General features: G+C 64.4%; 16 protein-coding genes, 1 tRNA gene and 3 pseudogenes. 9 read left to right on the forward strand and 11 right to left on the reverse strand.

The window, feature by feature from the left end; all coding sequences use genetic code 11:
* Positions 1-151: 151 nt before the first annotated feature.
* The 4 genes from AC3A43_RS14910 to AC3A43_RS14925 all read left to right on the forward strand — a co-directional run bounded on the left by AC3A43_RS14910 (position 152) and on the right by AC3A43_RS14925 (position 4,527).
* Entirely contained in the window at positions 152-1,156 is a 1,005-nt protein-coding gene (locus tag AC3A43_RS14910; protein WP_487793341.1) for a LacI family DNA-binding transcriptional regulator, read from the forward strand.
* 94 nt (positions 1,157-1,250) lie between these two features.
* Positions 1,251-2,501, forward strand: coding sequence for an MFS transporter (locus AC3A43_RS14915; protein WP_487793342.1), 1,251 nt, complete (start codon positions 1,251-1,253; stop codon positions 2,499-2,501).
* Positions 2,502-2,560: 59 nt separating this feature from the next.
* Positions 2,561-3,463: an aldo/keto reductase gene (locus tag AC3A43_RS14920; protein ID WP_487793772.1), complete on the forward strand. Its 903-nt coding sequence runs from the start codon at positions 2,561-2,563 to the stop codon at positions 3,461-3,463.
* Positions 3,460-4,527, forward strand: coding sequence for an LLM class flavin-dependent oxidoreductase (locus tag AC3A43_RS14925; protein WP_487793343.1), 1,068 nt, complete (start codon positions 3,460-3,462; stop codon positions 4,525-4,527). Before AC3A43_RS14920 ends, AC3A43_RS14925 begins: the two co-directional genes overlap by 4 nt.
* 191 nt (positions 4,528-4,718) lie before the next feature.
* Here the strand turns inward: AC3A43_RS14925 and AC3A43_RS14930 are convergent, their stop codons facing one another.
* From AC3A43_RS14930 to AC3A43_RS14940, 3 genes are all read right to left on the reverse strand, one after another.
* On the reverse strand, positions 4,719-5,885 hold the full coding sequence (locus AC3A43_RS14930) for an iron-containing alcohol dehydrogenase (protein ID WP_487793344.1): 1,167 nt from the start codon (positions 5,883-5,885) through the stop codon (positions 4,719-4,721).
* Between the two features lie 35 nt (positions 5,886-5,920).
* Positions 5,921-7,930, reverse strand: coding sequence for an alpha-glucosidase (locus AC3A43_RS14935; RefSeq protein ID WP_487793345.1), 2,010 nt, complete (start codon positions 7,928-7,930; stop codon positions 5,921-5,923).
* A gap of 87 nt (positions 7,931-8,017) precedes the next feature.
* A complete protein-coding gene (locus AC3A43_RS14940) occupies positions 8,018-10,330 on the reverse strand; it encodes a TonB-dependent receptor (protein WP_487793346.1) in 2,313 nt (770 codons plus the stop codon).
* A 568-nt stretch (positions 10,331-10,898) separates the two neighbouring features.
* Here AC3A43_RS14940 and AC3A43_RS14945 point away from each other — a divergent pair.
* Both AC3A43_RS14945 and AC3A43_RS14950 read left to right on the forward strand, forming a co-directional pair.
* Positions 10,899-11,252: a hypothetical protein gene (locus AC3A43_RS14945; protein ID WP_487793347.1), complete on the forward strand. Its 354-nt coding sequence runs from the start codon at positions 10,899-10,901 to the stop codon at positions 11,250-11,252.
* Positions 11,249-12,136 carry a FecR family protein gene (locus AC3A43_RS14950; protein ID WP_487793348.1) on the forward strand — a complete coding sequence of 296 codons (888 nt, stop codon included), beginning with the start codon at positions 11,249-11,251 and terminating at the stop codon, positions 12,134-12,136. The genes AC3A43_RS14945 and AC3A43_RS14950 overlap by 4 nt, the downstream gene beginning before the upstream one ends.
* Here the strand turns inward: AC3A43_RS14950 and AC3A43_RS14955 are convergent.
* Together AC3A43_RS14955 and AC3A43_RS14960 are read right to left on the reverse strand one after the other, a co-directional pair.
* On the reverse strand, positions 12,126-14,366 hold the full coding sequence (locus AC3A43_RS14955; RefSeq protein WP_487793773.1) for a CHASE2 domain-containing protein: 2,241 nt from the start codon (positions 14,364-14,366) through the stop codon (positions 12,126-12,128). The genes AC3A43_RS14950 and AC3A43_RS14955 overlap by 11 nt on opposite strands.
* A 195-nt stretch (positions 14,367-14,561) precedes the next feature.
* A complete protein-coding gene (locus AC3A43_RS14960) occupies positions 14,562-15,476 on the reverse strand; it encodes a LysR substrate-binding domain-containing protein (protein ID WP_487793349.1) in 915 nt (304 codons plus the stop codon).
* A 106-nt stretch (positions 15,477-15,582) separates the two neighbouring features.
* Between AC3A43_RS14960 and AC3A43_RS14965 the strand changes: the two genes are divergently transcribed.
* Positions 15,583-16,347, forward strand: a complete 765-nt coding sequence (locus AC3A43_RS14965; protein WP_487793350.1) for a phytanoyl-CoA dioxygenase family protein — start codon at positions 15,583-15,585, stop codon at positions 16,345-16,347.
* A gap of 11 nt (positions 16,348-16,358) precedes the next feature.
* The gene (locus tag AC3A43_RS14970; RefSeq protein WP_487793351.1) at positions 16,359-16,997 is read left to right on the forward strand and encodes an NADPH-dependent FMN reductase; all 639 of its coding nucleotides are present in this window, start codon (positions 16,359-16,361) and stop codon (positions 16,995-16,997) included.
* 132 nt (positions 16,998-17,129) lie between these two features.
* On the opposite strand, the gene AC3A43_RS14975 is transcribed toward AC3A43_RS14970, so the two are convergent.
* The 3 genes and pseudogenes from AC3A43_RS14975 to AC3A43_RS14985 form a co-directional block, all read right to left on the reverse strand.
* On the reverse strand, positions 17,130-17,498 hold the full coding sequence (locus tag AC3A43_RS14975) for an SAM-dependent methyltransferase (protein ID WP_487793352.1): 369 nt from the start codon (positions 17,496-17,498) through the stop codon (positions 17,130-17,132).
* Positions 17,437-17,676: an SAM-dependent methyltransferase gene (locus AC3A43_RS14980; RefSeq protein ID WP_487793353.1), complete on the reverse strand. Its 240-nt coding sequence runs from the start codon at positions 17,674-17,676 to the stop codon at positions 17,437-17,439. The genes AC3A43_RS14975 and AC3A43_RS14980 overlap by 62 nt, the downstream gene beginning before the upstream one ends.
* Positions 17,666-17,947 (reverse strand): annotated as a pseudogene (locus AC3A43_RS14985) ((2Fe-2S)-binding protein); the annotation flags it as partial. The pseudogene AC3A43_RS14985 and the gene AC3A43_RS14980, both read right to left, overlap by 11 nt.
* Before the next feature lie 127 nt (positions 17,948-18,074).
* On the opposite strand from AC3A43_RS14985, the gene AC3A43_RS14990 reads away from it, so the two are divergent.
* Positions 18,075-18,266, forward strand: a complete 192-nt coding sequence (locus AC3A43_RS14990; protein WP_487793795.1) for a hypothetical protein — start codon at positions 18,075-18,077, stop codon at positions 18,264-18,266.
* Here the strand turns inward: AC3A43_RS14990 and AC3A43_RS14995 are convergent.
* The 3 genes and pseudogenes from AC3A43_RS14995 to AC3A43_RS15005 all read right to left on the reverse strand — a co-directional run.
* Positions 18,252-18,704 (reverse strand): annotated as a pseudogene (locus AC3A43_RS14995) (ABC transporter substrate-binding protein); the annotation flags it as partial. The gene AC3A43_RS14990 and the pseudogene AC3A43_RS14995 sit on opposite strands and share 15 nt — an antisense overlap.
* Positions 18,701-19,282: pseudogene (locus AC3A43_RS15000) on the reverse strand (ANTAR domain-containing response regulator). The pseudogenes AC3A43_RS14995 and AC3A43_RS15000, both read right to left, overlap by 4 nt.
* A 192-nt stretch (positions 19,283-19,474) precedes the next feature.
* Positions 19,475-19,561: transfer RNA gene (locus tag AC3A43_RS15005), tRNA-Leu, on the reverse strand.
* Positions 19,562-19,717 lie beyond the last annotated feature (156 nt).

Genomic DNA, 19,717 nt, shown 5'->3' on the forward strand with positions numbered 1-19,717 from the left:
GGGACATATCGCCAACCCCGACGCGGGCGCAAGGCTTCTCTTGCGGTGCGCGGTGTGACGCGCCAAAGCAGACAGCGTGGTCAGCAGGCCGAACGGGGAGATGCGCAGCCGTGACGATGATTTGCCAGCCAGGCGCGGAATGCCGCAGCGCATGACCCGGGCGACGATCAAGGATGTCTCGCGTGTCGCCGGGGTGTCGATCAAGACCGTGTCGCGCGTGCTCAACAAGGAACGCTATGTCAGCGACGACATGCGGCAAAAGGTCGAGGAGGCGGTCGCGCGCCTCAACTATCACCCCAGCCTTGCCGCACGGACGCTTGCCGGGAAACGCTCGTTCCAGATCGGGCTGATCCACGACAACCCCAGCCCCTATTATATCTTCAACATGCAGGCCGGCGTCGGGCAGCGCTGCCGCGAGGCCGATTTCCGCATGATCGTCCAGCCGTGCGACATCAACTCGCCCGGCCTCGTCGACGATATCGGCGCGCTGATCGATCAGGCGCAGCTCGACGGCATCATCATGACCCCGCCGGTGACCGACGTCGGCACCGCGCTCGCCGAATTGTTCCGCCGCAAGATCCCCGTCGTGCGCGTCCAGCCCGGCACCGATCTGACCGCCACATCGGCGGTTTACATCGACAATGTGCAGGCCGCCGACGACATGACCGCCTATCTGATTTCGCTCGGCCACCGCCGCATCGGCTTCGTCACCGGGCATGGCAATTATTTCGCGAGCGGCCAGCGACTCACCGGCTACCGGCAGGCGCTTCAGCGCGCGGGGATCGGCTTCGACGCCGGGCTGGTCTTTCCGGGCCAGTTCGATTTCCAGTCGGGATCCGCCGCGGCCGAGGCGCTGCTGGCGCTCGATACGCCGCCGACCGCGATCTTCGCCAGCAGCGACGATATGGCGGCGGGCGTCCTCGCGGCGGCGCACCGGCTGGGCGTCGCGGTGCCCGGGCAGCTATCGGTTGCGGGCTTCGACGACACCGATCTGGCGCAGGTCGTCTGGCCGGCGCTTACCACGATCCACCAGCCGATCCGCGACCTCGGCTATGCCGCCGCCGACCTGCTGCTCGCATTCGGCGAGACGGTCGAGCGCCGCCAGCTCCCGCACAAATTGGTCGTGCGCGGCTCGACGGCAGCGCCGCGCACCTAACCGTCGCCCCCGCGAAGGCGACGAAAATTTCGCTGTCCATTCCAGTATGACAACGTTATCTTATCCTGAGACAGAAGGATTCGGGGAGAGACAAGTGGCGCAAATCGCCGACAGACGCCGCTGGCTCGTGGTGGGGCTCGTCTTCATCGCGATCGTCCTCAACTATGTCGACCGCCAGATCCTCGCGCTGCTGAAGCCGACGCTTCAACTCGAGTTCGACTGGTCCGACCGCGATTACAGCCACATGGCCTCGGCCTTCCAGTTCGCCGCCGCGCTCGCCTTTCTCGGCACAGGCTGGTTCATCGACAAGGTCGGGCTGCGCTGGGGCTTCGCCATCGGCGTCGGCGTGTGGAGCCTCGCGGGCATGGCGCACGCCTTTGCCTCGACCGTCTCGGGTTTCGTCGCCTCGCGCGCCGTCCTCGGCGCCGCCGAATCGATCGGCACCCCCGCCGCGGTGAAGACCGCCGCCACCTACTTCAACGCGAAAGAGCGAAGCTTCGTCCTCGGCCTCGGCGGCATCGCGCCCAATGTCGGCGCGATCCTGACACCGTTGCTGATCCCGGTGATGGCACTGATGTGGGGCTGGCAGGCGACCTTCCTGATCGCCGGCGGGCTCGGGCTTGTCTGGGTCGTCGTCTGGCTGGCCGTTCGCATCCCCGAACAGCCGAACGCCGCGCGCGACGCCGCGGCGCCAAAGATCGCGTGGAGCAGCCTGCTCCGCGATCGCCGCCAATGGGCGGTCATCCTCGGGAAAGCGCTCACCGATCAGGTGTGGTGGTTCCTGCTTTTCTTCATGCCCGACCTGTTCCACCGCCTCTTCGGGCTGACGCAGGGCACGCTCGGGCTTCCCGTCGCCTTCGTCTATTTCATGGCGGCGCTCGGCGGCATCACCGGCGGTTTCCTGCCGTCTTACCTGATGAACCGGGGTTGGACCGTCAACGCGGCGCGCAAGACGACGATGCTGATCTACGCCTTGCTGATCCTGCCCGTGCCCTTGCTTATCGGCGTCGACAGCGCGTGGGTCGCGGCGATGATCCTCGGCCTCGCGCTCTTCGCGCATCAGGGCTTCTCGACCAATATCTTCGGGCTGACCACCGACGTCTTCCCCGCGCGTATCGTCGGTTCGGCGATCGGCATCGGCGCCTTTGCCGGGAACCTCTCGGGCATGGCGATGATCGAGTTCGCGGGCTGGTCGCTCGATACGGGCAGGGGGTATCTGCCGATGTTCCTTGTCTGCGCCGGAACCTATCTCGTCGCGCTCGCCGCGATCCACCTCATTCTGCCGCGCATCATGGCGGTCGATGAGGAGGACGACGGCGAGGCCGCGCCGGTGCTCGCGCACTGAGATAACCAGTCACAACAAACCCGCTTTCCTCGCATCCGATTAAGGAGTATATGACAGCGATGTCAGATTTTCTTCCCGCTCCCGCCAATGTGACTCTCGCCGGTCATGAGGTTTCACCGATCGCCTGGGGCATGTGGCGTTTCGCCGGTGTCGATGTCGCCACCGCGCGCGCGCGCATCGATGCCGCGTTCGAGGCCGGGGTGAACCTCTTCGACACCGCCGACATTTACGGCTGCGACACCCCCGGCGGCTTTGGCTCGGCCGAGGCGCTGCTCGGCGACGTCTTCGCCGAAGCCCCCGGGCTGCGCGACAAGATGGTGCTCGCGACAAAGGGCGGGATCATCCTCGGCGTCCCCTATGACAGCAGCGTGACGTACCTGACCTCGGCGATCGACATCTCGCTGCAGCGCTTGCGCACCGATCATGTCGAGCTGTGGCAGATCCACCGCCCCGACCTGCTCGCGCACCCGCAGGAAATCGCGCGGACGCTCGAGGATGCGCACATTGCGGGCAAGATCGGCGCGATCGGCGTCTCGAACTTCACCCCCGCGCAAACCGCCGCGCTGGCAAAATTCCTCCCCGTGCCGCTGGTCAGCCATCAGAGCGAATTTTCCCCGCTCCACCTCGCCCCGCTCTTCGACGGCATCTTCGATCAGTCGATGGCCGAGGGCATGAGCTTCCTCGCCTGGTCGCCCCTCGGCGGCGGCCGGCTCGGCGATCCGGCCGACGAGCGCACGCGCGCAGTCGCCGGACTGCTCGATGCCAAGGCGGCCGAGTACGACGTCTCGCGTGCCGCCGCGACCTATAGCTGGGTGATGGCGCATCCCGCGCGTCCGATCCCGATCGTCGGCACGCAGAACCCCGACCGTATCAAGGACATTCCGCAGGCCTTCGCCCCGCGCTGGACGCGCGCCGAATGGTATGCGGTGCTGCAAACATCGATGGGGGAGAATCTGCCATGACCGACCGCTCGTGCGAAGTCAGCTGGTTTTCGGCGCTCTGCGACGACGACTATGAATTTCTCGGCGTCCCCGACCCGATGCTCAAATCGAGCTGGGAGCATTGCCGCGACATCGTGATGCAGGCCGATACACTCGGCTTCGACAATATCCTGCTCCCCTCGGGTTATGCGCTCGGCATCGATACCACCGCCTTCGCGGCCGCGATCGCGACGATGGTCAAGCGCATCCGCCTGCTGATGGCGGTCCGCATCGGCGAAAGCTGGCCGCCGCAGCTTGCGCGCCAGATCGCGACGATCGACCAGATCCTCGGCGGCCGCCTGACGGTCAACATCATCTCCTCCGACATGCCCGGCGAGGCGATGGACTCCGAACCGCGCTACCGCCGTACCGTCGAGGCGATGCATATCCTCAAGACGCTGCTCAATGGTCAGGGGCTCGACCATGACGGCGAGTTCTGGAAGCTGAAGCTCGAACCCGCGCGCGTCGGCACGGTGTCGGGCAAGGCACCGCCGCTCTATTTCGGCGGCCTCTCGCCCGCCGCCCGCGATGCTGCCGCGAAAGGCTGCGACGTCTTCCTGATGTGGCCCGACCGCGAAGAGGTCGTTCGCGACATCATCGCCGACATGACCAAGCGCGCCGCCGCCTATGGCCGCACGCTCAAATTCGGCTACCGCGCGCACATGATCGTGCGCGACACCGAAAGCGAAGCGCGCACCGCCGCCGACCGCCTGCTCTCGAAACTCGACGCCGCGAAGGGCGCCGAGATCAAGGCCAAGTCGCTCGATTCGCAGTCGTTCGGCGTCAACGCGCAGGTTGCCTTGCGCGAGGCCGCGTCCGACGACGGCTATGTCGAGGACAATCTGTGGACCGGCGTCGGCCGCGCCCGCTCGGGCTGCGGCGCCGCGATCGTCGGCGATCCCGACCAGGTGCTCGCAAAGCTGAATCGCTATCAGGACATGGGCATCGAAGCCTTCATCCTCTCAGGCTATCCGCACGCCGCCGAAGCCGACCTCTTCGCGCGCCATGTGCTGCCGAAGATGAAGCATGGGCCGCTGGAGCTCTGACTCTACCGTCACCCCGGGCTTGACCCGGGGCCTGCCTTCTCTCGAAGGAACAGGCGGGTCCCGGATCAGGTCCGGGATGACGATCATGTGTAGTAGGATACCCCGCCCCCACGTTTGAGACGTAGGAGAGAAGGGGACGGGGCAAGCGCGCCTAAGCAGGGCGTGGGTTACCCGTTGATGAACAAAAGATTTTATCCCGCCCAAACCTGCGCATAAAGCATCGCCATCTCCTCGGCACCCGGCACGCGCGGATTGTTCGCGGGTGATCCCGAAGCCGCCGCCTGCGCGCACATCACTGGTACCAGCGCGTCCCAGCGCGCCGCGTCGATGCCCCAAGCCGCCGGCCCCGGCACCTCGAGCTCGCGGTTGAGCGCCGCCAGCTCATCGAGCAACCGCGCCACCGCCGACTGATCGCCCTCGCTGTCGTCCGCCACCCCCATCGCCCGCGCGCAGTCCGCATAACGATGCAGCGCCGCGGGCGCCGACCAGGCGGTCACCACAGGCAGCAGCATCGCGTTCGACAGCCCGTGCGGGACATGGAAATGCGCCCCGATCGGCCGGCTCATCCCGTGCACCAGCGCGACCGAGCTGTTCGAAAAAGCGATCCCCGCCTGCGTCGCGCCCAGCATCATCGCCTCGCGCGCCGCCGCATCCGTCGGGTCGCTGCACACCCGCCGCAAATTGGGCGCGATCGCGCGCATCGCCAGCAAAGCCATGCCGTCGCTGAACGGGTTCGCGCGCTTCGATACATAGGCCTCGATCGCGTGCGTCAGCGAATCGATCCCCGTATCGGCGGTCAGCCGCACCGGCTTGGTAAAGGTCAGTTCATAATCGACGAGCGCCGCGACCGGCAGATAGGCGAGCCCCGGGCACAGCATTTTCTCGTCGGTCGCCTCGTCGGTGATGATCGTGAAGCGCGTCGCCTCCGACCCCGTGCCTGCGGTCGTCGGGATCGCGATCACCGGCAGCCCCGGCGCATCCTGAACATGCGGCGCCTTGTAATCGGCCATCGCCCCGCCGAATTTGCCGAGCAAGGCGATCGCCTTCGCGCTGTCGAGCGGGCTGCCGCCGCCAAAGCCGACGACACAATCGTGATCGCCTTCCAAAAGGAACGCCACGCCCGCATCGATCGACACGACCGTCGGGTCGGGCACCGTATCGGCGAACACCCGCGCCGCGATCCCCGCCGCCGCCAGCCCATCGGTCAATTCGGCGACGCGTCCGCTGCTGACCAGATAGGTATCGGTGACGATCAACGGCCGCGACAACCCCAGCGCCGCCAACACCTCGGGCAGCTCTTTCGATGCGCCGCCGCCGATGCGGAAAATGCGGGGCAGGGCGATGCTGGCGATACTCAACGGACGATCTCCTCGCCCTGTTCCTAGGTCGGGATTCAGGCCGCGACAATCCCGTCGAACAGCGCCGCATCGGCCGATCCCGCGCGATAGAACACCGGCGGCTGGCCGAACGGCGCCGCGACCGTCACATGGGCGCCGCCGCCATAAGTGTCACCCGACCAGACATGCACCCACTCGGCCCCCGCGGGCAGATAGGTCGTCCACGCGCTTTTCCCCGCCGCAATCACCGGCGCGACGAGCAGATCCGGCCCGAGCAGATAGCTCGTCTGGACGGAATAGGTTTCCGGATCGTCTTCGAAATGCAGGAACAATGGCCGCTGCACGGGCAGCCCCGTTTCCGAAGCCTCTTTTGACAACCGCCGCAAATAGGGCGCCAGATGCGCATAGATCCGCGTCATTTTCGCAAAATGCGCGAGCAGATCGGGATCGTCGTCATATTGCACATTCTGCCGCGGCCGGTTGCCCTCGTGCGTGCGGATCATCGACGTAAACGCCGACATCTCGGCCCAGCGCATCGCCAGCTCGGCGTCGCGGGTGGTGTCGAACAGGCTGGTATAGCCGCCACAATCGCTATGATGATGCGCGTTGCCCAGCATCCCCGCCGACAGCGCGGCGCAGATCACCGTGCCGATGCCGTCATGGCGGCTGAAATCGACCGCCTGATCGCCGGCCCACAGCATCGGGCAATGGCCTTGCACGCCCGCCGCGCCCGACCGCATGAATAGCATCGTCTCGCCGGTCTGCCCGCGCCCTGCCACGCCCTTCGCATTGACCTCGCCCCACAGCGCCGGCCAGCGATTATGTGCCGTCATCCCGCTCTCGCCATTCGCCAGCCGGACATCGACGGGCAGATATTCGCCAAAATCGGCCATCCAGCCCGACAGGCCGAAATCGATCATCTTCTCGCCGATGATCGTGTCGGCGAACCAGGCCGCCGCTGCCGGATTGGTGAAGTCGACATGCCCGCAATCGAACTCGCCAAAGTCAATGACATAGGGCTCGTCCTTTTCGGAATGCATCACCATGAAGCCTTGCGCGACGGCCTCGGCATAGAGCGGCCCGTCGACCGCGAGATAGGGGTTCACATAGCCCAGAAACCGGATCCCGCGCTCGCGCAGCTCCGCGATCCGTGCGGGCAAGTCGGGGTAACGCTCGGCGTTCCACTGCCAGTCCCAGAACAGCCGGTTGCCGAAACTGGTGATCCGCAGCCCGACCCAATCCTCGCACCACAGCCCCGACACCGCGACCCCGGCTTCCTCATAGACCTTCAATCGCGCAAAACTCTTTTCGCCATCCTTCAGCCCGATCACCGCGCCCTTCAGCAGCCATTCGGGCAGCGGCGGCTGGCGCCCGAAGCGGTCGGACAGCGCCGTGACGAGTTCGGTGAAACGCGGCCGCGCCCACAGCTCGATCTGCGCCGGAATCTCCCAGACCTCGACCTCGTGATAATCCGCCGCGCGGAAATCGAACGCCGCATAGGCAAAGCTGTCGACATGCAATGCATAACGCCGCGAACTGACGAAGGTTGGCTGCGGATAATTGGTGTGCCTGGTGCTGCCGCCGCCGCCCTTGCGATGCGCCTCGACCTGCTGGAACAACGGTGACGCCGGATCGCGGCCGACCCCGGGCTCGCTCGACCACAAAGGAAAATGCCGCCCGCGCAGATCGAAATAGGAAAATTGCTCGCCGCCGCCCCACACATGCTCGCGCGCTTCGGCGGGCACGCGCAGCCACAGCCGGTTGAGCGCCGGGTCGAGCGCCGTCAGCGCGATCGTCGCATCGTCGCCATCGCCCGAAACCGTCGCCTCGAGCAACCATGCTGCGCCCGCGACTTCGGCAAAGCGCACCACATCGCCCGCGACCTCGACATGCCCCAGCGCGGTCCGTTCGATCACCTCTTGGCTCACATCGAAATGCCCGAGCTTCGAATGAACATGCGCCTCACCGCGCCCGACGAAAAAACAGGGCGCGCCTTCGCTGTGCGTCAGGATCGTCTGTCCGCCGAGGCGGAGTGCAAAGCCCGTATCGAGCGCGTCGAGCGCCATGGGGGAGGTTCCTTTCGCCGCCACGAGGCCGGCCGTCTATACACGAACCCCGCCGCGTCGTGGACAGACGCGGCGGGGCAGGGGGGGTTAGAAGTTCATCCGCGCCGTCACCCCGAAATAGCGCTCGGCATCGCGTGGCGTAATCTGGCGCATGAACGACGTGCCGTTCGGGATGCGCTGGATCACGAACTGCTTGTCGGTCAGGTTCTTGACGATGAACGAAAGGCTGTATTTGTCGTCGTCGGTGCTCACCTTGATCCCGGCATCCCAGATCGCATAGGCGCCTTGAACCGCATTGGGGTTCTGGTTGATGTCGAAACGGGTCTTGCTCTGATAGCCGAGCGAGCTGTTCAGATCGACGTTGAACCCGTCGATATTCAGCGGTAGGCGCCAGTCCATCGTCACCGTGCCCTTATATTTCGGTGCAAAGGGCAAAGGCTTGCCGTTGATCGCATCGGCGCAGGTGATCGCGGCGCCCGGCGGACAGATGAACTCGTTGATATGCGCATCGGTATAGTTGAACCCGCCCGACAGCGAGAAATCATCGGTCACCGCGGCGTTGAAATCGACCTCGATCCCGCGCGTCGACACCGTGCCCGCATTGGTCAGGCGCGTGACGACCTGCCCCGCGACCAGGTCGAGGAAGTTCGCCTGATAATTGTCATATTTGGCATAAAAGCCGGCGATGTTGAGCGTCAGGCGACGGTCGAACAGCCGCGTCTTCAAGCCGACTTCATAGGCGTCGGACTTTTCGGGATCGATGCGGCCGGTGTCGCGCGCCAGCATGTTGAAGAAGATATTGAGCGCCGGACCCTTATAGCCGCGGGTATAGGTCGTGTAGGCGACGACATCGTCGGTCACATCATATTGCAGGCCCGCATTGCCCGACCAGCCGGTGTCCTTGATCGACCCCGCCGAAGCGAAGGCCGGGTTCACCCCGGAAAAGGCCGCGAGCGAGGTCGAACGGCGGGCAAAGTCGTAGCTGACCTTGTCGTTGGTATGCCGCAGGCCGACGATACCGCGGAACGCGTCGGTAAAATTCAGCGTCGCCTGACCGAATGCCGAGTAGCTGGTGAGCTTCGTCGTGAAATCGGCATTGCCCTCGTTGGTCAGATAGGTCGACGACCCGGCGGCGCACGGCGTCAGCCCGCCGACGGTCGGCAGCGTCGATGCGGTGCAGCTTGTCACCGTGCGGTTGAAGAAATCGACTTCCTTGGTGTGATAATAATAAAGCCCCGCAACATATTCGAAAAATTGCGGATTGGCCGACGCGATGCGCAATTCCTGCGTGAACTGGTCGAACTTCAGGTCGCCGCGATCGTGCGAGCGGACGTCGCCCGCCGCGGTGCCGGTGTTGACATAGGATGGCGCATCCGACCGGAAATCGCCGTCGCGCTGCTGGAAATTATACCAGTGACGATAAGCGGTGATCGAGGTCAGCGTGACCCCGCCGAGGTCGAGGTCGATCTGCCCCGACACGCCGCTGTTCTTGTCCTTGGTGTACGGATCGAGGTCGTTGTCGATGTCCTTGTTCTTGCCGTCGAGCGTCAGCGGCGCGAGGCTGGGGATGAACACCGCATTGTTGAATGCCGACGGGAAGACGGTCCCGATACTGTCGGCAAAGCCATTGTCGCTGTTCTTCGAATAATCGGCGATCAGCGTGATCTTGAGGTTGTCGGTCGGCTCGGCAATCACTTTGCCGCGCACGCCCCAATGCTCATATCCATTGACCTTGCGGTTGTTGAACACGTTGCGCGCGTTGCCGTCATATTGCGACCAGAAGCCGGTGAGCGAGGCGCGAATGCCGTCGCCGAGCGGGCCGCCGATGCTGCCGCGGATGCGATATTCATTGCCCTCGTACCAGGCGGCATCGATATAGCCGCCCAGCTCGTTACCGGGCTCGCGCGACACGATGTTGATCACGCCGGCGCTGGCGTTCTTGCCGAACAGGCTGCCCTGCGGCCCGCGCAACACTTCGATGCGCTCGACGTCGAGGAAGTCCGACGTCTGCTGCCCGGTGCGCGCATAGACGACGCCGTCGATGACGGTCGACACCGACGGCTCGACGCCCGACGAGAAGGAAATGGTGCCGACACCACGGATCGACAGCGCCGAATCCTTGTTCGTGTTGCCCTTGCGGAAGGTCAGCGTGGGGACACGCTGGAACAATTGCTCGGCCGAATTGACGTTCGATCGCTCGAGCTGGTCGCCCGACACGACCGATATGGCGACCGGCACATCCTGCAGATTCTGTTCGCGCTTCTGCGCGGTGACGATGATGTCGGTGCTGGCAAAGGCTTCTTTGGTTTCGGCCTCCTGTGCGTGCGCCGGAACGGCGAGCATCGCCATTCCCAACGCCGTGGTGACCGCCAGATACGCTTTGGCTTTCGACGAAACCATGTTCAAATCCTCCCTTGATGCGCTGCAAATCGATATGTCAATTAATTCAATTGACAATAAGGGGCCGACCCATGCGCGCATTCATATTTGTGGTCCAATAGAGAAATCTCGCGGTGCCATGTTCAAATGCTATGGCTTGCAGGATAGGGCGAGGGGCGGGCTATGCGCCCGGAATCGCTTGTCGACTTTATCATCAGCACCACACTCCCCTCGTCGTGGCGGATCGTCCGTCCGCTTCGACATCAGGCCGCGAACAGGTGTCGCGCGCGGCCACGAATCGACTGACCGGCGCATCGCCAATCAGCCGACTTGGGGATGCGCGCCAAATTCATTGCAGTCTAATCGAGAAATGTCGGTCTGTTATGTCCAAATGCTATGACCTCCATCGACGGCCGGAACGACCCGTTGCGCAAGGTTCGCATGTTCGCACGTCGTCATTCGCGGTTTTCGCGCGAAAGCGGGACTGCTGGCGCCGAACCTTGCGGTATCGGCCAGCTTGACACCATCCAGTCGGCATGGTGATCTGCGGCCAGCCGATGCTTTAGCCCGGCCTGGAGGGGGGACTTCCATGTGGTTTCGCTGCCTGTCGGCGGTGGGAGCGGCCGTTCTGACCGTTCCAGCCGTCGCGGAAACGCCCGAACAGCTTGACCGGCTGGTCGTTGCGACCCCGGCCGCCGGTCTGGCATTGGCCAGCGAGCAGGCACAGTCGGGCAATCTGCTTCTGGCATTGTCGACCATAGAAAGCGTGCTGTTCGCGAGCCCCAGGAACAAGGAAGCGCGGCTGATGCACGCGGCTCTCCTCTGCCGGCTCGACGACCTCTCGGGCGCGGCGGTCCATATCGCCCAGCTGAAACGGAAGGATTATCCGCCAGCCGAATGGCAGCAGATGATGACGATCTGCGGCGCGAAGAATTCGGAATGAGCATAGGGTCGCTGTCTTCTCGCCCGGCAAAATTGGCGCTGGTTGTCGCCGTGTCGCTCGCAACTGCGGGCGGCATCGTCCACGCGCAATCGGCCACAAACGCCATAGGTATCGCATCGGCGATCCGGGGCGATGTCCGCTACACCAACATCAAAGTGACAAAAGCTGCGAAGATGCTGCTGCGTCAACCTGTCCTGCTGGGTGATCTGGTCCAGACGGGCAAGGGCAGCCAGCTGCAAATGATATTGCTCGACCGGGCCACCTTTTCGATCGGCGCCAATGCGCGCGTCCGGATCGATCGGTTCGTCTATGATCCGGCGCGCGGGCGCAGCATGGGAGCAACCGCGACCAAAGGGGCTTTCCGGTTCATGTCGGGCCGGCCCAACGCGGGCGGCAACGGCGCCACCAGTATCAGTTCACCGGTCGCGACAATTGGCATCCGCGGAACGATCGTCGAAGGCGTGGTTGGAAAGGCGGCCTTACAGATTGCTGCCGATGAACTGCCGAACTTCAAGGCCTTGTCCAGCGATACTGCGAACGCGACACTGGTTGTGTTGCGCGGCCCGGGCACGCGGAATGAGGGTCGGCTCACCCCCGGCTTTGTCAGCATTTCCTCCTCGGCGGGCAGCGTCGATCTGACCCAGCCGATGCAGGCAAGCTATGTTCCGCGCGCGGGCGCGATGCCGATCGGGCCGTTCGTCATCTCGCCCAAGGGGCTGATCAAGGTCGAACAGGAAATATTCCCCGAGAAATATAAAGGCAGCGGTCTTTGGAAAGGGTTGCTCGCCGCCGGCGCGCTTGTCGCCGTTCCGGTCCTGCTCGGCCGCAACCGCACCGACTGTCCGCCCCCGCCGCAGGGCGGTCCGACAATTCCTACTTGCTAGCCGCCTGAGCGACGCCATCCCAGTCGGCGCCCGGCGGGTTGGACGACAGCGTTTCGGTGCGTTGCCGATAGATCATGTGCAACCGGCGCAAGCCGAAATGCGTGGCCTGAGCCTCCAGCGCCGACAAGCTGGCCCCGGCCGCCGCCCACTGTTGCGCGCGATAGGCCGTAAGCATGGCGTGGTGCTGAGCGGCAAAATCCTGAAAGCCCGGACTTTGCGCCAAAAGCTCGTCGCCCAGCAAGGCGAACACCCGGACGGGCCGATCGCGCCCGACCACGCGCACCAGATCCATTTCGATCAGCGCGAAGCCCGGCAGATGTTCGGCAAGATCCTCACCCAGCGCGATGGTGACGCCATATTCCTTCGTCAGCCCCTCGATCCGTGAGGCCAGATTGACCGGATCGCCCAGCAGCGAATAGCTCAGCCGCTGTGACGATCCCATATTGCCGACACAACAGGCGCCCGAATTCAGGCCGATTCCGATCTTCAGGTCGCCGGGCCAGGCCGCGCCCTCGATCGCGGGCGCGCGCGCGTTGAGCGCCTGCAATCCGTCAATCATCGACAGGGCGGCGCGCGCGGCATTCACATGATGCTCGGGATCGTCGAGGGGCGCATTCCAGAACGCCAGTATGGCGTCGCCCATGAATTTGTCGACGGTCGCTTTTCGGGCGAGCAACAAGTCGCACATCGGCGTCAGGAAAGCGATCAGCAGTGAAATGATCTGGCGCGGCCCCAATTCTTCGGAAATGCGCGTAAAGCCCCGAATGTCGCAGAACAGGACGGTCATATCGCGCTCTTCGCCGCCCAATTCCAGCTTGTCGGGATTTTCGGCAATCCGGCGGACCATCTCGGGGGACAGATAGCGGTCGAAGGCGCTGTGGATATATGCGCGGCGGCGCTCTTCGCGATAGAAAATGATGGCCGTCTGAACGACATATACGGCGGCGGTGGCCAGGATCGGCCATGTCGGGTCGAACAAATAGCCTTGGCGGGTAAACAGCAGCCAGCTCGCAGCCATCGTCGCGCCGGCCGCGGCGAACGCGATGGCGGCCCCCGCGATAGACCCCAGACGCGGCAGAAAGAACGCCAGGCTCACGCCCAGCAGAATGATGAGCGACCGTTCCGCTCCCGTCGCCCAGTCCGGGCGCTGGAGGAACCGGCCCAATATGATCTGTTCAATCGCCTGAGCATGCGCGGCTACACCCAATTCTCTCTCGCGCACCGGCGTGGAGATCAGGTCGCGCAGGCCGGCGGCTCCGGTTCCGACGAGTATGATGCGGCCTTGCAATTCGGCTCGCAGCGCATCGCGTGAAATGTCCCCGGAAATCAAACGCCAGGCGGGAATACTCGGGACCGCATCATTCGGCCCGGTAAAATGCATCCACAGGCTGCCCGATGCCGTCGTTGGCGCTTCGAATTCGCCCACCTTGACCGCGGTCACCTGTCCGGCCGCACCGCCGGCTTCGCCGCTCGCGTCGCTTGTTCGCACCTGTATCGATTCTGCGCCCTGCGCGACGCGCAAAGCCTCAAGCGTCAGGGACGGCACCAGACCCTTTTTCGAGTTTGCGACCAGCGGTATCTGACGGACGACGCCGTCGCTGTCGGCGGCCAGGCTGACAAAGCCCGCTCCGCGTGAGGCCGCCATCAACGCGGGAAGGGGTTCGGTGGCGCGCCGAAAATAGGGTACGGCTTTGTCCGGCGGCGTCCCCGCAACCGCAAAGCCCGCCTTTGGCTCGCTGATATCGCCTTCGTGATCGTTGAGCAGGAAATATCCTGCGACCACCGGCGCGCGCGCAAAGCTTTGCGCCAGTTGCGCGTCGGGATCGGGCAAGGCGTCGAAAGCCTCGGCGATCGCGCGGCTGCCGCCTGACTCGCGCATCCGCTTGGCGACGAGACGCGGCGATGTCCGATCGGGCTCCGAGAACACAATATCATATACGATAGCGGACGCGCCGGCATCGGCGATGACATCGTTCAACCGGGCCAAATCGGATCGCGGCCAAGGCCATTGGCCCAGACGGCGGATGGATTCTTCGTCGATGTCCACAATGCGGACCGGCGCGTCCTGCCGTTCGCGCGGCGCCGCTCTTTGGAAGCTGTCGAACAACAGCATTCCGGCACGTTCGACGGCAGGCACCCCGATGAAATTGAGCGCAAGGGCGAGGGCCGTGACGATGAGTCCGGCCAGAAAGGGCCAGCCGCTGCGGCGCAGCGACATGCGCCATCGCATCAGCACATTTGGCGCCCGTCCCAAACCATCCTGCTTCCCCCGTCTCCTTGCCCGTTGTCGCCCACAACATGACAAGCTCGATCAGGCTAGCCCAGCTTCGCATAGGAAGTCGATAGGACGCAGCTTGCTGGTCGTAACAAGTCCGCAGACACCATTTCCTTCGCGATGCCGTTCGTCGACGTCATCGTGAGGAAACTAGGACGACGAAACCACCTGCTTCACATGCGCCAGGCACGCCTCGGTCTCGCGCTGCACATCGGCGTTCAGCCACGCCACGATCTCGGGGGTCGGCCCAATATCGGGCTCCAGCAGCGCGAAATCCAGATACACGGGCGGGGTGATCGGGCGGACCGCGACGCCCAGCCGGTGAAAGCGCGGGGCGCTGAACGGCTCGGCGATCGTCACGCCCAGCCCGGCTTCGACGAAGGCATATAATATCTGCGAATGTTGCGTTTCTAACCGCCGCGATACGCTGATGCCCGATGTTTCCAGCGCGGTGTCGATCCCGGTCCACAGCGCATCGGCTTCGTGCATCGGGCCGACGAACTCCTCGCCTGCCAGATCGGCGATCGTCAGCCGCTCGCGCGCCGCGAGCGGGTGGCTGGCGGGCAGGATGCAAACATATTCGGCGCGCGCGAGCGGCGTCGCCCTGATGCCTTCGCGCCCCTGCATATCGACCCCGATGCCCAGGTCTGCCTGCCCCAGAAAGACGCGTTCCTCGATCGCGCGCTGGCCGAGCGATTCGACGATGATCTTGATGTCGGGATACAGGATGCGAAAGCGCGCGATCACCGCGGGCAATATCGCCATCGCGATCGCCGCCAGCGCCGCGATCCGCACCGTGCCGACCGGATGCGCGCGAATCCGGCGCGCCGCCTGGTCGAGCAGGTCGAGCCCCGCATAGCTTCGCCGCACCGCTTCATACAGCGCCTGCGCCTGCGCGGTCGGATGCACTCGCGCGCCGCGCCGGTCGAACAGGCGAAAGCCCACCGCGCGCTCCATGTCGGCGATCAATCGGCTCACCGAGGGCTGGCTGATATTCAGCATCGCCGCGGCGGCCGTAATGCCCCCGCTCATCATCACGGCGCGAAACGCCTCAACCTGTCTCATTCGCATCGCCCATAGTATAGACGTATGATCAGGCGATGCAATTCGATTGGATGCGATGGACGATGTTGCGCTACGTGGCACCTTAGACAACATCGGGAGAATGAGGATGGATTACGCCGCCCAGCGCGAACAATTCGCGACCGAAGGCTATGCGGTGTTCGAACGCATCCTCGAAGGCCCGCTGCTCGACCTGCTGCGCAAAGAATGCGGCCGCGTCATCGATCGCGAAGACGCGCGTCTCGACAGCCTCGGCGTCGAAGTCGACGGGATCAGCCACAAGGGCAAACGCTATTTCGCGGGCGAATGCCAGCGCCAGCAGCCCGACCTGCGCACGATGCTGTTCAGCGAAACGATGGCGGAGGTGTGCCGCGCAACGCTCGGCGACGACGCCTATTTCTTCTATGACCAATATGTCGTGAAGGGCGCCAGCGAGGGGATGCCGTTCAGCTGGCATCAGGATTCGGGCTATGTCGTCGGCAACGGCGGCCCCGTCGATCACAAGCCGTACCTGACCTGCTGGTGCACCCTCGACGACACCACGGTTGCGAACGGCACCGTGCGCATCCTGCCGTTCTCGCAGGCGCCCGATACGCGCGACGGGATCGTTCCGCACATCCGTCAGCCGGGCAGCAACGACCTCGTCGGCTATACCGGCGACAGCGAAGGCGTGACGCTCGAGGTTCCGGCGGGCAGCATCGTCGCGTTCTCCAGCCTCGCTCTCCACGCGACCGGATCAAACACGACCCCGAACATGCGCCGCGTCTATCTTGCGCAATATTCGCCCGAGCCGATCCTCAACCCCGGCACCAATCATCTGCGCCGCAATGCGATCGCGTTCCTCCGCAGCGGCAGCCAGGTGACCTTCAACTGAGGGAGAATATCATGATCGATCGCCCCGTTTCCGCCCACAGGCCGCGTATCGTCGCACTCGGCGGCAATGCAACCGCCGGCGGCTCGGCCGAACGATTGCTCCGCCACGCGCTTGCCCGCTGCGAAACGGAGGGGGCGGAAACGATGCTCTTCGCCGGTGATGCGATCGACCTTCCGATGTATGCCCCGCATCGTAGCGAACGCTGTTCGAAGGCGAAGGCGCTGATGGATGCGTTGCGCGCGGCCGACGGCATCATCGTTGCGTCGCCCGCCTATCACGGGACGGTGTCGGGGGTGGTCAAGAACGCACTCGATTACGCGCAGGATCTCGTCTCCGACGCGCAGCCTTATTTCGACGGACGTGCCGTCGGTCTCATCGCGGTCGCGGGAGGATGGCAGGCCGCAGGCAGCACGCTTGCGACGTTGCGTTCGATCACGCATGCTTTGCGCGGCTGGCCGACGCCAATGGCGGTCACGGCCAATTCCGGCCAACCGCTTTTCGACCCCGACGGACAGCTTACCGACAACGGCATAGGGGGGCAGCTCGACATTATGACGCAACAGGTCGTGATGTTCGCCCGGATGAAAGCCGAGCATGCGGCCGCCGTGCTGCGCAGGAGGTCGGAAACGCTATCGACGATGGCTGGCTGACGCGGGCGGCCGGCTTGGTCGTTCTTTCGCCTCAACATCGATCGCCGTTTCCGATGCCGGCCGGCCGGCATGACGGCAGCGCCGACGAAGATCAGTGTCGGGGTGTCAGCCGCAAAGGCGCGCGTTGCAAGGTCAAGCAGGTCGAGGCGGGTCGATAGCCGCTTCTCCTCGGGCCGACTGACGTCGCACGCGATGAGGACGGGCATTCCTCCCGGCATTCCGGCGGCGATGAGGTTGCGCATGATCTCGCCCGCCGCGTCGCGACCCATTTAGAAAGCGAGCGTTGATCCGCCGCGCGCCAGCGAACGCCAGTCGATGTCGAGAGCGGCGCTGCGGCAGGGACAGCGAGATGGCCGCAGACGCCGCAGCGGCACACGCCGTCGTCATGCCGGGATATATGAAGACCGGAAATCCGGCCGTCTGCAGTGCGCCGATCTTCTCAGCCGCGCGTCCGAAAATCGTCGGATCGCCGCCCTTGAGGCGCACGACCTTTGCCCACATCGATGCGCTCGGCCTGCGGCGGGATGAGGCCCAACACGCCTGTACCCACAAGCGTGTCGTGAAAAACGATATCCGCGCTCTCGATCAGACGAAACGCCTTCATCGTCAGAAGTTCGGGATCACCGGGGCCGGCGCCGACAAGCCAGACCGTTCCCGGTGCGAAATCGTCATGCGGCATCGCTCGTCTTCTCGGTGAGGATGCGCGCAAGCGCGGGACGGCAGGAACCGCAGTTGGTTCCCGCATCAAGCGCGGTGCCGATCGACGCGACGCTGGTCAGCTTCTGGTCGCGGAGGGCCGCCACGACGGTCTTCAGCCCGACGTCGAAGCAGACGCAAATGACCGGGCCGCGATCCACCTGTACCCCGGGCGTGCGTCCTGCGAGCAAGGTCGGCGCCACATCGGGTGCGGCGAGTTGCGCCATGAGCCAGTCGCGGGGCGGCAGCTCTCCCTGTTCGGCGAGTGTCGGCGAGGCGGCCTCCTGCGCCGCCTGGCTGGGCTACGGGAAATTGGCGGCTTCGCGGTACTGGAACATGAAATCGGGATAGTGGATTGGTGCGCCACCCGGGACAAGACGGATGCGGTCGGTGATCGCGCGCTTTATCGCATCGCGCGGCGCATCGAGATATTCGGATCGCGCCCGGATATCGGCGTTTTCCGCGGCCGTGCCGGGGGCGACGAAATGGGCGGCCGCGGCGTGGTGGGCTGGTTACGACGATCTCGACATCGGCGTCAGGCCGGATACCGGTGCCGGCGAGCCAGTAGCGTAGCATGTAATTATGGCTCGAATAGCGATGCACGACCCCAAAGCGCAGGGGCTTTCCGGCCGCTTTTCGCGCCGCCGCGACGCTCTTGAGCGCCGCGCCGACAATCGTGGGCTCACCAAGCCTGTCGCCAAGTCCGACATTCTGCGCGAGCGCGCTCGAAAATGTGACGGCATTGCCGTTGAGCCCCCGTACGAAAGGGACCGCAATCGGCACCGCGGGTCGGCCCCGGCCGAGCGTGGTGGCGATAGCGAGCGGTGCGATCATGTGGGCGGCGTCGGTGTGTCGATAAAGCAGCCGGTCGCGCACTGTTGCCCACGTCATGTCGCGGACCAGCTCGATTCGTACGCTCTCGCGTCCCGCGAAACCCGAGTTCATGCGCAAGGATCGGCAGCGCGGCGTCGACGAGGGGCAAAAGCCGATGCGGAATGTCTCGAGGGTCATTCTATGTCTCCAAGGAGCGCTTCGCTCGTCACGATCGCCTCGGCGATCTCCGCAAGGCGGCGGTTGGTGCGCATCGCATGTCCGCGTAGCAGCGTGTAAGATGCAGGTTCGTCGATCCCGCGCCTTTTCATCAAAATCATTTTGGCGCGGTCGATCGTCGCGCGCTCGACCAGGGCGTTCTTCGCCTCGGCAAGTTCGCGTTGCAGTCGCGAGAATGCCTAGAACCGCCGCACGGCCAAGTCGATAACCGGCTTGATCCGCTGTTTAGACAGACCGTCCACGACATAGGCGGACACCCCCGCGTGGATCGCAGCACCGGTCGCTTCGGTATCGCTCTGGTCGACGAACATCGCGATCGGGCGAGCAAGCGCGCGCGACATCGCAAAAAAATCCTCAAGCAGGTCGCCGTAGGGATTCTCAAGGTTGATCAGCACGACTTCGGGCTTTGCCGCCTCGACCTGCGCGACCATCGGGGCCCCCGGATCGATCAGGACCAGATCGTCGAGTCCGGCCTCGCGCAAACCATCCGATATGATGGCGGCGCGCGTCGTGCTCGTGTCGATGATCGCGATCCTCATGGCCGCGACTTACGTCGAGGTTGTCGAATCCGCCAGCGCGATGATGTTCGGCGCACCCCGCAGAAAGGTTTGATGGTTGGTTCCGACATGTTTTTCCGGCGGCATTTGCATTGGCAACGCGGGCCCGAACGGCCGACTTTCTATCGCGGGGCATCAGCTGTTCGCATAGTATCAGCCATAAACTGGCAATGATGGTGCGGTCGAGAAGACTCGAACTTCCACGGCCTTTCGGCCACAACGACCTCAACGTTGCGCGTCTACCAGTTCCGCCACGACCGCACATCATGATGGTCCGGACGGGTCCGGCACCAGGTAGGAGCGGGCGCCTAGCAAAGCTTTTCGGGCGATGCAAGCGAGCTTCGCCGCATTTATTTTTGCAGGTGCGAACAAGCAGCCCCCAGCATCGCTGTCGATGTCATCGAACCGACTCAAAAG

Source organism: Sphingopyxis sp. Soil_C_28 (assembly GCF_057657055.1).

Coding starts and splice junctions, on each gene's coding strand:
- AC3A43_RS14965 (WP_487793350.1), top strand. CDS start 15,583: ATGGATTACGCCGCCCAGCGCGAACAATTCGCGACCGAAGGCTATGCG.
- AC3A43_RS14975 (WP_487793352.1), bottom strand. CDS start 17,498: ATGTGGGCAAAGGTCGTGCGCCTCAAGGGCGGCGATCCGACGATTTTC.
- AC3A43_RS14945 (WP_487793347.1), top strand. CDS start 10,899: ATGTGGTTTCGCTGCCTGTCGGCGGTGGGAGCGGCCGTTCTGACCGTT.
- AC3A43_RS14920 (WP_487793772.1), top strand. CDS start 2,561: ATGTCAGATTTTCTTCCCGCTCCCGCCAATGTGACTCTCGCCGGTCAT.
- AC3A43_RS14970 (WP_487793351.1), top strand. CDS start 16,359: ATGATCGATCGCCCCGTTTCCGCCCACAGGCCGCGTATCGTCGCACTC.
- AC3A43_RS14950 (WP_487793348.1), top strand. CDS start 11,249: ATGAGCATAGGGTCGCTGTCTTCTCGCCCGGCAAAATTGGCGCTGGTT.
- AC3A43_RS14940 (WP_487793346.1), bottom strand. CDS start 10,330: ATGGTTTCGTCGAAAGCCAAAGCGTATCTGGCGGTCACCACGGCGTTG.
- AC3A43_RS14990 (WP_487793795.1), top strand. CDS start 18,075: ATGCGGTCGGTGATCGCGCGCTTTATCGCATCGCGCGGCGCATCGAGA.
- AC3A43_RS14925 (WP_487793343.1), top strand. CDS start 3,460: ATGACCGACCGCTCGTGCGAAGTCAGCTGGTTTTCGGCGCTCTGCGAC.
- AC3A43_RS14960 (WP_487793349.1), bottom strand. CDS start 15,476: ATGAGACAGGTTGAGGCGTTTCGCGCCGTGATGATGAGCGGGGGCATT.
- AC3A43_RS14955 (WP_487793773.1), bottom strand. CDS start 14,366: ATGCGATGGCGCATGTCGCTGCGCCGCAGCGGCTGGCCCTTTCTGGCC.
- AC3A43_RS14935 (WP_487793345.1), bottom strand. CDS start 7,930: ATGGCGCTCGACGCGCTCGATACGGGCTTTGCACTCCGCCTCGGCGGA.
- AC3A43_RS14980 (WP_487793353.1), bottom strand. CDS start 17,676: ATGCCGCATGACGATTTCGCACCGGGAACGGTCTGGCTTGTCGGCGCC.
- AC3A43_RS14910 (WP_487793341.1), top strand. CDS start 152: ATGACCCGGGCGACGATCAAGGATGTCTCGCGTGTCGCCGGGGTGTCG.